The organism is Crenobacter luteus, assembly GCF_004345725.1.
GTDB classification, from domain to species: Bacteria; Pseudomonadota; Gammaproteobacteria; order Burkholderiales; family Chromobacteriaceae; genus Crenobacter; species Crenobacter luteus.
In genome coordinates this window covers 1-12,382 of record NZ_SLXG01000037.1, presented here as the reverse complement: position 1 = coordinate 12,382, position 12,382 = coordinate 1, and the positions used below count along the sequence as shown (strand labels likewise).

The following is a 12,382-nucleotide window of genomic DNA, read 5'->3' as shown; positions in this document are numbered from 1 at the left end:
CGCTCGGCGCGGCCCGGGTCGGCGGCGAACAGGTCGCGCATGTGCCAGTCGCGCGCGCGCGCGAAGTGGTTCCACAGCGCCCGCCAGGCGGGCAGCGTCGTCAGGGCGCTCATGATTCGCTCTTTCTTTCGCGCAAGCGCCGGCCCGACAGGTTGCGCTTGGTTTTTTCCAGCAGGTCGATCACGCCCGGGCCGCGCCGCAAGGCGACGCCGACGGCGAGGATGTCGATCAGCACCAGGTGCATCAGCCGCGACAGCATCGGGCTGACGCTGTCGGCGTCCTCGGGCACGTCGATGGTCAGCGCGACGTCGGCCAGCTCGGCCAAGGGCGAGGCGCGCCGGGTCAGCGCGATCACGCCGGCGCCGCTGTCGCGCGCGACGCGCACCGCGTCGAGGATCTCGAGCGAGCGGCCCGAGTTGGAGATCGCGACCAGCACGTCGTCTGGCGTCAGCACGCTGGCGGCCATGGTCTGGATGTGCGGGTCGGCGTAGGCGACGGTCGCCATGCCGAAGCGGAAGAACTTGTGCTGCGCGTCGGCGGCGATGATGCCGGAGTTGCCCATGCCGTAGAACTCGATGCGGCGGGCCTCGGCCAACCTGGCGACCGCGGCTTCCAGCGCGGCCGGATCGATCTGGCTGCGGCAGTGCGTCAGCGCCGACATCGTGTTGTCGAACACCTTGGCGGCGATGTCGGCCGGCGCGTCGTCGGCGCGCACCGCCGCGTGCACGTAGGGCACGCCGCTGGCGCTGCTCCTGGCGAGCTTGAGCTTGAAGTCGGACAGCCCGGACGCGCCGAGCGAACGGCAGAAGCGGATCACCGTCGGCTGGCTGACGCCGGCCAAGCGCGCGATCTCGGCGACCGGCGCCGACTGCACGCTCTCGGGCCGCGACAGTACCAGCTCGCCGACGCGCGCCTCGGCCGCCGACAGCTTCGGCAGCCGCGTCGCGATCTCGTCGAGCAGGCCGGTGCCGACCGGGGTGTCGGGACGGGTCATGGCGCCCAGAACACCTCGAGCGGCGCCTTGGCCTGCTGGACGAAGTAGCTGATCGGCCAGCGGCCGGTCAGCGCCCAGCCGGACGCCTGCAGGATCTGCGCCTTGGCGCGGCCCTGGATCGCCAGGTAGAGCTTCTCGGCGGTCAGCAGCCGCGCCAGCGTCAGCGACAGGCGCTGGTGCGGCGCCGACGGCGGCGTGATGACGAGACCGGCGTGCGGGTTGTCGAGGTCGAGCCCTTCGTCGAGCTCGGGTGCGCCCGGGTACAAGGAACCCGCGTGACCGTCCTCGCCCATGCCGAACACGACGAGGTCGATCGCCGGCAGTTCCTTGTCGAGACGCGCGATGTCGGCCTCGGGGCGCGCCGGGTCGGTCACCAGCGGCCAGAAGGTCGCGGCGGCGGCGCGGTTTTGCAGCAGGTGGCGGCGCACCAGGCCGGCGTTGCTGTCCTCGTGGCTCTCGTCGACCAGACGCTCGTCGACCAGCGTGACGGTCACGCGCGACCAGTCGATGTCCTCGCGCGACAGCGCGTCGAAGAAGGCGACCGGCGAACGACCGCCCGGCATCGCGACGGTCACGCGCGGCTGGGTCTCGAGGCGTTGGGCGATCTCGGCGGCGACGGCGCGGGCCAGCGCGCCCGACGCGTCGTTCGAGGTGTGGAAGGTGTGCCAGTACATGCTTGGGTTGTCTCCGTTGTCGGCCCGTTGCGCCGGGCCTGTATCTTTAATACCGGCCGGACCTCGTCGGGCCCGCCGTTTTTCTGGTGTTCAGCGCCCGGCGCATTCCTCGTGCCAGGCGTGGCGGTCTTGGTACAAGAGGCGGCTCGCCGCCGCCGGGCCCCAGCTGCCGGCCGGGTACGGCGCCGGCGGCGTCGGGTCGGCGGCCCATTCCGCCAGGATGGGCTCGACCCAGCGCCACGCCTCGACGCCCTCGTCGCGGCGCATGAACAGCGCGAGGTTGCCGCGGATCGCGTCGAGCAGCAGCCGCTCGTAGGCGTCGGCGCGGCGCGCGGCGAAGCGCTGGGTGAAGTCGAGCTCGAGCGCGGCCGACTGCAATTCCATGCCGTCGCCCGGCGCCTTGGCCAGCACGTGCAGGCGGATGTTTTCCTCGGGCTGCAGGTGGATCACCAGCCGGTTCGCGGTCGCGCAGCCGGCGGCCGACGGCAGCAGCGCGTGCGGCACGTCGCGAAAGTGGATCACGATCTCGGCGACGCGCTCGGCCAACCTTTTGCCGGTCCGAAGGTAAAAAGGCACGCCGGCCCAGCGCCAGTTGTCGATCTCGGCGATCAGCGCGACGTAGGTCTCGGTGCGGCTGTCGGGCGCGACGTCGGGCTCGTCGCGGTAGGCCGGCACCGGCTGGCCGCGCACGCTGCCGGCGGCGTACTGGCCGCGCACCGTCCGGGCCGCCACGTCGCGCGGCCGGAAGCGCCTGAGCGAGCTGACCACCTTGAGCTTCTCGTCGCGGATTGCGTCGGCGCCCATGTTCGCCGGCGGCTCCATCGCGACGATGCACAACAGTTGCAACAGGTGGTTCTGCACCATGTCGCGCAAGGCGCCGGTCCGGTCGTAGAACTCGCCGCGCCCCTCGACGCCGAGGTCCTCGGCGATGGTGATCTCGACGTGCTCGACCCACTCGCGCCGCCACAAGGGTTCGAACAGCACGTTGCCGAAGCGGATCGCCATCAGGTTCTGCACCGACTCCTTGCCGAGGTAGTGATCGATCCGGTAGACCTGGCGCTCGGCGAAGTGCGCGAGCACCGCGTCGTTGATCGCGTTGGCCGACGCGAGGTCGCGGCCGAGCGGCTTTTCCAGCACCACGCGCGCGTGCTCGTGGTTCAGGCCGACCGCCGCGAGGTTCTCGCAGATGGGCGCGAACAGCTCGGGCGCGGTCGCGAGGTAGGCGACCAGCGCGCGGCCCTCGTCGATGGGCAGCTGTCCGGCGAGCGCGACGAAGTCGGCCGGCGCGCGCGCGTCGAGCGGCAGGTAGCGCACGCGGCAGAGGAAACGCTGCCAGGCCGCGTCGTCGACGTCGCCGGCGATCAGCGGCCGCGCGTGCGCCGTCAGCCACGCGCGGTAGCCGTCGTCGTCGAACGGCTTGCGGCCGAGCGCGAGGATGCGGCCGTCGACGTGCAACTGGCCGGCCGCGTCGGCCTGCCACAGCGCCGGGATCAGCTTGCGCATCGCCAGGTCGCCGGTGCCGCCGAACAGCAGCAGGTCGAACGCCGGGGTGGGGGACATCGTCTCTCCTGATTCTTGTCGGGCGTCGTGGCGCCGCGGTTTGCTGTAACTATACTACGCAGCGGGCCGCCGGCGGCAAGCGCGGCGGGCCGCGGCGCCCCATCCGTTGTATCGCACGCTACACAGGACTTTTGACGACGCGATGACGCCCGTGGCGCGGCGGCTCCTCCTTGCGGGCGCGCTGTAGTAAAACTACCATCATTACACCCCCTTACCAGCCTGCCGACGCCGCCATGCCGCTCGACCCCCGCCTCGCCGACCTCACCGCCCGACTGATCGCCCGAAGCCGCACCACGCGCGCCGCCTACCTTCAAAGGTTGGCCGAGGCCCGCGCCGCCGGCCGGCTCGCGCGCGGCGAACTGTCGTGCACCAACCAGGCGCACGCCTACGCCGGCATGCCGGACGACGCCAAGTTCAAGCTCAAGGTGCTCGAAGCGCCCAACCTCGCGATCGTGTCGGCTTACAACGACGTGCTGTCGGCGCATCAGCCGCTCAGGGACTACCCGGACTGGCTGAAGGAGGCCGCGCGCGAGGCCGGCGCGACCGCGCAGTTCGCCGGCGGCGTGCCGGCGATGTGCGACGGCGTGACGCAGGGCCAGAGCGGCATGGAATTGAGCCTGTTCTCGCGCGACGTGATCGCGATGAGCACCGCGGTCGCGCTGAGCCACCGCGTGTTCGACGGCGCGCTGTATCTGGGCGTGTGCGACAAGATCGTGCCCGGGCTCTTGCTCGGCGCGCTCTCCTTCGGCCACCTGCCCGGCGTGTTCGTCGCCGCCGGCCCGATGCCGACCGGCGTCGCCAACGCCGACAAGGCGCTGGTGCGCGAGCGCTACGCCCGGGGCGAGATCGGCCCGGACGCGCTGCTCGACTCCGAGATGCGCTCCTACCACGCGCCGGGCACCTGCACCTTCTACGGCACCGCCAACTCGAACCAGATGCTGCTCGAGGCGATGGGGCTGATGCTGCCGGGCGCTGCCTTCGTGCCGCCCGGCACCGCCCTGCGCGAGGCGCTGACGCGCGAATCGGCGCGCGTCGCCGCGCATCTGGCCGGCTCGGCCAAGGTGGTGGGCCTGGGGGAAATGGTCGACGAGAAGGCGATAATCAACGCGGTGGTCGCGCTGTTGGCCACCGGCGGCTCGACCAACCACACGCTGCACTGGGTCGCGATCGCGCGCGCCGCCGGCGTGCAGCTGACGTGGGACGACTTCGCCGAGCTGTCGGCGATCACGCCCTTGGTCGCGCGCGTCTACCCGAACGGCGACGCCGACGTGAACGCCTTTCACGCGGCCGGCGGCACCGGCTACGTGATCCGCACGCTGCTCGACGCCGGGCTGTTGCACCCGGACGTCGCGACCGTCGCCGGCGACGGGCTCGCCGCCTACACGCGCCGCCCCGAACTGCTCGACGACGCGCTCGTCTGGCGCGATTCGCCAACCGCCAGCCTCGACGACGACGTCTTGCGCCCCGCCGCCGCGCCGTTCGACCCCGAGGGCGGATTACGGCTCGTCGCCGGCAACGTCGGCCGCGCGATCGTCAAGACCTCGGCGGTCGCGCCGGACAAGCGCGCGGTGACCGCGCCGGCGCTCGTGTTCCACAGCCAGGAGGCGCTCTTGGCGGCCTTCCGCGCCGGCGCGCTGGCGCGCGACTTCGTCGCCGTGCTGCCCTTCCAGGGCCCGCGCGCCAACGGCATGCCCGAGCTGCACGCGCTGACGCCGGCGCTGTCGGTGCTGCAAAAGGCCGGCCACAAGGTCGCGCTGGTCACCGACGGACGGATGTCGGGCGCGTCGGGCAAGGTGCCGGCGGCGATCCACGTCTGCCCCGAGGCGGCGGCCGGCGGCGCCATCGCCAAGATCCGCGACGGCGACCTCGTCCGGCTCGACCCGGACCAGGGCGTGCTCGAGGTACAGGTCGACGCCGCCGAGTGGGCGGCGCGCGAAGCGGGCTCGGCCAACCTCGCCCATCATCATTACGGCGTCGGCCGCGAGCTGTTCGCCGGCTTCCGGCAACTGGCATCGCCGGCCGAGGACGGCGCGGCCAGCTTCGGCCAACCCGACTGAACACCCCGGACGCGACGACATACAAGGACACGACATGGACAGTTTCAGCCTGCTGACGCGCGGCCCGGTGGTGCCGGTGATCGTGCTCACCGACGCCGGCGTCGCGCCGGAGCTGGGCGCGGCGCTGGTCGAGGGCGGCATCGCCGTACTGGAAGTCACGCTGCGCACCAAGGCGGCGCTCGCGGCGATCCGCCGCCTGCGCGAGGAAGTGCCGGGCGCCGTCGTCGGCGCCGGGACGGTGCGCAACCGCGCGCAGCTCGAAGCGGCGCTGGAGGCCGGCGCGCAGTTCGCGGTCAGCCCGGGGCTGACGCCGGAGCTGGCGGCGGCGGCGCGCACCGCGCGCGTGCCCTTCATCCCCGGCGTGGCGACGCCGTCCGAGGCGATGCGCGCCGAGGACGAGGGCTTTTCGGTGCAGAAGCTGTTTCCGGCCGAGGCGGTCGGCGGCGCCCGGCTCCTCGCGGCGATGGCCGGCCCGTTGCCCGAGCTGCGCTTCTGCCCGACCGGCGGCGTCGACGCCGGCAACGCGCGCCACTATCTCGCCTTGCCGAACGTGCTGGCGGTCGGCGGCTCGTGGCTGACGCCCGAGGCGCTGATCGCCGCGCGCGACTGGCCCGGCATCACGCGGCTGGCGGCCGCAGCGGCGGCGCTGCGCTGAACGCGACCGGCGGGCAGGACACGCGCCAAGCGGACAAGAAAAAAGCTCGGCCAACGTTGGCCGAGCTTTTTCACGGGCGACGATCGGGGTCAGCCGTGGCCGCTGTGCGACGGCGCGCCGACCGCCTCGGCCTCGGACGGGTCGTCGACCTCGTCCACCGGCACCACGTCGTCGTGGCCGACCTTGCCGAGGAACCTGAGCTCGATCTCGCCGGCCAGCTCGTCGATGCGCACCACGGCGAGGCGGATCTTGTCGCCGGCCACCAGCTGCTCGGGCAGGCCCGGCAGCCTGAGACGCAGCGGCAGGCCGTCGATGCGGACCAGGTCCTCCTTGATATAGGTCGCGGTCGGTTCTGTCACGCCTTCCTGGCTGAACCAGCGCAGGCACCAGAAGTGTTCCATCTTGTCCTGGAACGCGAGGTAGGCGCTGTAGGCGGCGTCGAAGTCGCGCAGGATGCCGAATAGCTGCGCGCTGCCCTGTTCGAAAGCCGGCGTCTCGCCGCGGATCATCGCGACCAGCTGGCGCTGGTTGACGAAGTCGGACGCGCGCCGCAGCGGCGAGGTGCTCCACGCGTACTGCGCGACGCCGAGGCCGACGTGCGGCTCGGGGCGGGTGGTCATCCTCACCTTGCCGGCGGTCTGCGCGCGATAGAGCGCCGGGATGCCGGCCTCGGCCAACATGCGGCCCCACTCGCTGTTGGCGAGGATCATCAGCTCGGACACCAGCTTGTCCATCGGCGCGCCGCGACGGCGCGTGCTGATGATGACGCGGCCGTCCTCGACGGCGAAGTTGTAGTCCTGCTGCACCGGGCGGTTCGGGTCGTACTTGCCGCGGCGCTTCTCGAGCGCGACGGCGAACTGCCACAGCCAGACGAGCTCGGCCTTGAACGGGTAGTCGGGACCGAAGCCGGGCGCGGCCAGCGTCTCCTCGTTGAACACCGCCTCGAGCGCGTCGTGCCGCAGGTTGGCGGCGATCGGCACGATCTCGACGCGGTTCTCGAACGACACCGGCTGGAAGTCGGCGTCGACCTCGACGTAGAGGCTGAGCGCCGGGCAGTCGCGACCGGCTTCCAGCGTGAAGGCCTGCACCAGCTCGTCGGGCAGCATGGTGATCTTGTCGCCCGGGAAGTAGACCGTCGAGAGGCGGTTGAACACCAGCTTCTCGACCGGGCTGTCGGGCGCGATGCCGAGCGTCGGCGCGGCGATGTGGATGCCGACGCGCTTGTGGCCGTTCGGCAGCGTCACGACCGACAGCGCGTCGTCGATCTCGGTGGTGGCCGCGTCGTCGATCGAGAACGCGGCGACCTCGGCGCGCGGCAGGTCGTCCGGCAGCTCGGGCGCCGGCAGCGCCGGGAAGCCCGGCCCGCGCGGGAAGTGCTCCATCAGGAAGCCGGCCATCAGGTAGTCGGGCACCGACGGAATGCCGCCGAGCCGCTCGGCCAACCTCAGGGGCGCGACGCTGGCGGCGCGCGCGGCGGCGTCGAAGGCCTTGTATTCGAGCGTGTTCTTGTCCGGGCGGTGCAACAGCTCCATCAGCCTGGCGCGGATCGCGTCGGGCAGCTCGCCGGCCGTCATCGCCGCGACCCACTCGTCGATCTGCGCCTGCTCGCGCTTCTTGCGCTCGACGCCGGCCAGCGCCGCCTTGAGCGCGTCCTCGGGCGCGGCCTTGAAGCGGCCCTTGCCCTTCTTGTAGAAATACATCGGCGCGCCGTAGATGCGCATCAGCAGCGCGGCCGACTCGGTCGCGGTCGGCGTGTGGCCGAAGTACTCGGCACCGAGCACCTGGACGTCGAACTCGTCGCCGCCGGCGACTTCCCACAGGAAGTCGAGGTCGATCTCGGCCGCCAGCGCCTCGGCCGCCGGCAGGAAGTCGTTCAGCGCGCCGGTGAACTCGACCAGCACGTTGGCCGCCTTGATCTTGGCGCGCTTGCCGTGCTGGGTATCGACCTGCAGGCTGGCGTCGTTCTTCGACACCACGCTGCCCACCTTGAAACTGCCGCTCTCTTCGTAAAAGACGTTCATCCGCACACCCCAATCCGTAGCCGGCGATTATAGCAGCTCGCCCCGCGCCGACTGACGGCGATCGACGCCATCGATTATGATGTCGAAATCATGACTTAGTCGGAGACGGTATGCGTCCGACCTTGCCCGCCCCTCCCCCGGCAGCCTTCCAGCAGCTCGCCCGCGAGCTCGACCGCCTCGGCACCGACCTGCTCCACGCCTGGGACACGCCGCGCGCCGTGCAGTTGCTGTCGCTGTCGGAGCGTCTGCACGAGCTGGCCGGGCAGACGCACGCCGTCGCGCTCGAAGAGGCGGCGCGGGAGCTCGCACGGTTGCTGCGACGCTGGATCGAAGGCGGCGCCCCGAGCGACGCCGAGCGCCGCCACGCCTTGCGGCGCGAACTGTCGCTGACCGCCCAGCTGGCCATGATGCGGCAGAGCGGCCACGAGGCCGCCGGCCCGCGGCTCGCGATTCCCTTCGAGGAACCGCACCGCGTGGTGTTCGCCATGCCCGCCCAGCTGCTGGCCGCGCTGCCGCTGACGCAACTGGCCTGCTACGGCTTCGAGCCGGTGGCGGTCGACTCGCCGCGCGACATCGAGGCGGCGCTGACCGGCGGCGACACCCAGGCGCTGGTGGCCTACAGCGAATTCTGCACACACGACCCGTGGCGGCGCGCCGCCGAGACCTGGGCGCGCCGCGTGCCGGTCTATTTCGTGTCGGCGCGCCGCGACTTCGACGCGCGGCTCGCCTGCGTGCGCGCCGGCGGCGCCGGGCTGCTCGCCTGGCCGCTGGCCGCGCACGAGCTGGTCGACGCGCTCAGCCACGGCGACAGCGCCACCCAGCGCGACCCCTTGCGCGTGCTGATCGTCGAGGACATGGGCTCGCTCGCCCACCTGTACGCCGGCGTGCTGACCGACTTCGGCCTGACGACGCGCGTCGTCACCCAGCCGCAGGACGTACCCGACGCGATCGACGCCTTCCAGCCCGACCTGATCCTGATGGACATGTACATGCCCGGCTGCGACGGGCTGGAGCTGGCGCGCGTGATCCGCCAGCAGCGGCTCCTGGACGGCATCCCCATCCTGTTCCTGTCGGTCGAGAAGCAGCGCCGCGTGCAGCTGGACACGCTCGCGCTCGGCGTCGAAGGCTTCCTGACCAAACCGGTCGACAGCGACGAGCTGGTGATGAACGTGATCCCGCGCGCGCGCCGCTACCGCAAGCTGCGCTCCTACATCGCCACCGACAGCCTGACCGGCCTGTTGAACCACTCGCACTTCTACGGCCAGCTCGAGGTCGAGCTGGCGCGCGCCGCTCGCGAAGGCCGGCCGCTCGCGTGCGCGATGCTCGATCTGGACGGCTTCAAGGCGGTCAACGACACGCACGGCCACCTGGTCGGCGACGCGGTGCTGGTGACGCTGGCGCGCTTCCTCAAGGAACACCGCCGCGCCGGCGAACTGATCGGCCGCTACGGCGGCGAGGAGTTCGCGCTGGTGCTGCCCGGCGCCGACGAAGCGGCCGCCTGCGAGCGGCTCGACGCGCTGCGCGACGCGTTCGCGCGCCTCGAGCACGCCGGCGCCGCCGGCCGCTTCGGCCAGACCTTCAGCGCCGGCGTCAGCTCGCTCGACAGCGCCGGCTCGGCCAAGGAGCTGGTGCGTCAGGCCGACGCGATGCTCTACCGTGCCAAGCGCACCGGCCGCGACCGCGTGCTCGGCTGGAGCTCGGCCAACGCTTGACGCCGCAAGACGCGAAAAAGCCGACAAAGCAGCGCTTTGTCGGCTTTTTTCGTGGCCCGGCGCGCGGATGGGCGAGGCTCAGATCGGCAGCGGCTCGGCCAGGTGCACGCGCACGCCGAGTTCGTCGAGCAGCTTTTTCAGCGCCTCGGGCGGCTGCGCGTCGGTGAACAGCTCGTTGAATTCCGACACGTGGCCCATGCGCACCAGCGCGTTGCGGCCGAACTTGCTGTGGTCGGCGGCGAGGAAGCGGTGGCGCGCGTTGCCCATCATCGCCTGCGCGACGCGCACCTCGCGGTAGTCGAAGTCGAGCAAGGAACCGTCCGGCTCGATGCCGGCCACGCCGAGCACCGCGTAGTCGACCTTGAACTGGTTGATGAAGTCCAGCGTCGCCACGCCGGTGATGCCGCCGTCGGAGGCGCGCACCACGCCCGAGGTGATCATCACGGTGAAGTCGGGGTTGGCCGACATGATCGACGCGACGTGGATGTTGTTGGTGATGACGCGCAGCCCCTTGTGGGTGTTGGTCAGTGCCAGCGCGACCGCCTCGATCGTCGTGCCGATGCTCATGAACAGCGACGCGTGGTCGGGGATGCTCTCGGCGATCATGTCGGCGATGTGCGCCTTCTCGCTCTGGAACTTGCCCTTCCTGGCGAAGTAGTCCTCGTTCTCGACGCTGTTGCCGAGCGCCGCGCCGCCGTGGTAGCGGCGCAGCAGGTTGGCCTCGCACAGCTGGTTGATGTCGCGCCGTATCGTCTGCGGCGTCACGTCGAGCAGCCGCGCCAATTCCTCGATCGGCATGAAGCCGTTTTCACGCACCAGCTGCAGGATGCGGTCGTGCCTTGGGGAACGGTTCATCTCGGTTCGGATTCGAAAATAATCCCTCTGTCTTTACCATGTTTTTCCGCCGTCGAGCAAATCGCGACCGGAAATGAAGCGCGGCCGTGACGTATTTTTGGCTTTATTGCCAAGCAGCATGACAAACGGAAAATCGCGCGGCAACGCAAGAAAAACGCCCCGCGGCGGCGGGGCGTCGTCGTCGCGTGCCAGGCCCGTTTCAGCCGGCCAGGCGCGCGCGGTGGCGCGCGACCTGCGCGCGCACCTGGTTCGGCGCGGTGCCGCCGACGTGGTCGCGCTGCGCGAGGCTGCCTTCCGGCGTCAGCACGGCGAACACATCGTCGTCGATCAGCGCCGAGAATTCGCGCAGCTTGTCGAGCGACAGGTCGGCGATGTCGACGCCCTGCGTCTCGGCGTAGCGCACCGCCAGCGCGACCACCTCGTGGCTGTCGCGGAACGGCAGGCCCTTCTTGACCAGGTAGTCGGCGAGATCGGTCGCGGTGGCGAAACCCTGCAGCACGGCGGCGCGCATCGCCTCCGGCTTCACGGTGATGCCGCGCATCATGTCGGCGTAGATGCGCAACGTGTCGATCAGCGTGTCGGCGGTGTCGAACAAGGGTTCCTTGTCTTCCTGGTTGTCCTTGTTGTACGCCAAGGGCTGCGACTTCATCAGCGTGATCAGACCCATCAGGTGGCCGACGACGCGGCCCGACTTGCCGCGCACCAGCTCGGGCACGTCCGGGTTCTTCTTCTGCGGCATGATCGACGAGCCGGTGCAGAAGCGGTCGGCGATGTCGATGAAGCCGACGCGCGGGCTCATCCACAGGATCAGCTCTTCCGACAGGCGCGAGAGGTGCACCATCACCAAGGACGCGGCGGCGGTGAATTCGATCGCGAAGTCGCGGTCGGACACGGCGTCGAGCGAGTTCTGGCACACGTCGTCGAAGCCCAGCAGCTCGGCGGTACGCAGGCGGTTGATCGGGAAGGTGGTGCCGGCCAGCGCCGCCGAGCCGAGCGGCAGGCGGTTGACGCGCTTGCGTACATCCTGCATGCGCTCGGCGTCGCGCGCGAGCATCTCGACGTAGGCCAGCATGTGGTGGCCGAAGGTCACCGGCTGCGCGACCTGCAGGTGGGTGAAGCCCGGCATCACGGTGTCGGCGTGCGCGTCGGCCAGGTCGACCAGGCTGGTCTGCAGCTCGACGAGGTGGGCCACGACGGTGTCGATGGTCGCGCGCAGCCACAGGCGGATGTCGGTCGCGACCTGGTCGTTGCGCGAGCGGCCGGTGTGCAGGCGCTTGCCGGCGTCGCCGATCTTGTCGGTCAGGCGGCGCTCGACGTTCATGTGCACGTCTTCGAGGTCGACGCTCCACGCGAAGCGGCCTTCGCGGATGTCGGCGAGGATCTCGGCCATGCCGGCCTGGATCGCGGCGAGGTCGTCGGCCGACAGCACGCCGGCCTCGGCCAACATCTGCGCGTGCGCCAGACTGCCCTGGATGTCGAATTCAGCCAGGCGTTTGTCGAAGTTGACCGAGGCGGTGTAGGTCTTCACCAGCTCCGAAACCGGTTCGGAGAAGCGGCCCGACCAGGCGTGAGAATCTTGCATGGGCTTACCCGGAAATAAGGTTGCGAGGGAATATCGGGCTGATTATACGGAAAGCGCGCCCGGCGTGCGGCGCACGACCCGCCAAGAACGCCGCGCCGGACGGCACGATGCCGCCCGGCACGCTTTCGTCGCGTCGCTCAGCCGCTGTTGCGCAAGCCGGTCGCGATGCCGTTGATGGTCAGGTGCGTCGCCGTCAGCACCTCGCCGGCGTCGTCCGGCGCCGCGCGCAAGCGGCGCAGCAGCTCGACCTGCAGCAGGTTCAGCGCGTTCAG

At 70.7% G+C, this 12,382-nt stretch carries 10 protein-coding genes; 3 read left to right on the top strand and 7 right to left on the bottom strand.

Translation table 11 applies throughout. The annotated features are described in order from the left end of the window. Positions 1-109: 109 nt before the first annotated feature. From EV683_RS13765 to zwf, 3 genes are all read right to left on the bottom strand, one after another. Complete coding sequence (locus EV683_RS13765; protein ID WP_131863173.1) at positions 110-961, bottom strand: SIS domain-containing protein; 852 nt, start codon at positions 959-961, stop codon at positions 110-112. A 29-nt stretch (positions 962-990) separates the two neighbouring features. After that, the gene (gene pgl / locus EV683_RS13760) at positions 991-1,668 is read right to left on the bottom strand and encodes a 6-phosphogluconolactonase (RefSeq protein ID WP_066613035.1); all 678 of its coding nucleotides are present in this window, start codon (positions 1,666-1,668) and stop codon (positions 991-993) included. Between the two features lie 90 nt (positions 1,669-1,758). After that, the gene (gene zwf / locus EV683_RS13755) at positions 1,759-3,228 is read right to left on the bottom strand and encodes a glucose-6-phosphate dehydrogenase (RefSeq protein ID WP_131863171.1); all 1,470 of its coding nucleotides are present in this window, start codon (positions 3,226-3,228) and stop codon (positions 1,759-1,761) included. Between the two features lie 233 nt (positions 3,229-3,461). Here zwf and edd point away from each other — a divergent pair, with 233 nt between their 5' ends. Together edd and eda are read left to right on the top strand one after the other, a co-directional pair. Beyond that, positions 3,462-5,285: a phosphogluconate dehydratase gene (gene edd / locus EV683_RS13750; protein ID WP_131863170.1), complete on the top strand. Its 1,824-nt coding sequence runs from the start codon at positions 3,462-3,464 to the stop codon at positions 5,283-5,285. Between the two features lie 34 nt (positions 5,286-5,319). Beyond that, positions 5,320-5,940, top strand: coding sequence for a bifunctional 4-hydroxy-2-oxoglutarate aldolase/2-dehydro-3-deoxy-phosphogluconate aldolase (eda, locus tag EV683_RS13745; RefSeq protein WP_131863169.1), 621 nt, complete (start codon positions 5,320-5,322; stop codon positions 5,938-5,940). 89 nt (positions 5,941-6,029) lie between these two features. Here eda and EV683_RS13740 read toward each other — a convergent pair whose 3' ends face one another. Continuing rightward, positions 6,030-7,961 (bottom strand): ribonuclease catalytic domain-containing protein, encoded by a 1,932-nt coding sequence (locus tag EV683_RS13740; protein ID WP_131863168.1) that lies wholly within the window; start codon positions 7,959-7,961, stop codon positions 6,030-6,032. A gap of 110 nt (positions 7,962-8,071) precedes the next feature. On the opposite strand from EV683_RS13740, the gene EV683_RS13735 reads away from it, so the two are divergent. Beyond that, the gene (locus EV683_RS13735; RefSeq protein WP_243694771.1) at positions 8,072-9,673 is read left to right on the top strand and encodes a GGDEF domain-containing protein; all 1,602 of its coding nucleotides are present in this window, start codon (positions 8,072-8,074) and stop codon (positions 9,671-9,673) included. A 78-nt stretch (positions 9,674-9,751) separates the two neighbouring features. Here the strand turns inward: EV683_RS13735 and EV683_RS13730 are convergent, their stop codons facing one another. From EV683_RS13730 to EV683_RS14810, 3 genes are all read right to left on the bottom strand, one after another. After that, positions 9,752-10,528, bottom strand: a complete 777-nt coding sequence (locus EV683_RS13730) for a DeoR/GlpR family DNA-binding transcription regulator (RefSeq protein ID WP_066613049.1) — start codon at positions 10,526-10,528, stop codon at positions 9,752-9,754. A 199-nt stretch (positions 10,529-10,727) separates the two neighbouring features. Continuing rightward, positions 10,728-12,110 carry an argininosuccinate lyase gene (argH, locus tag EV683_RS13725; protein WP_131863167.1) on the bottom strand — a complete coding sequence of 461 codons (1,383 nt, stop codon included), beginning with the start codon at positions 12,108-12,110 and terminating at the stop codon, positions 10,728-10,730. A gap of 137 nt (positions 12,111-12,247) precedes the next feature. Continuing rightward, a partial coding sequence (locus EV683_RS14810) for a phosphoenolpyruvate carboxylase (protein ID WP_165916843.1) occupies positions 12,248-12,382 on the bottom strand: 135 nt, incomplete at its 5' end.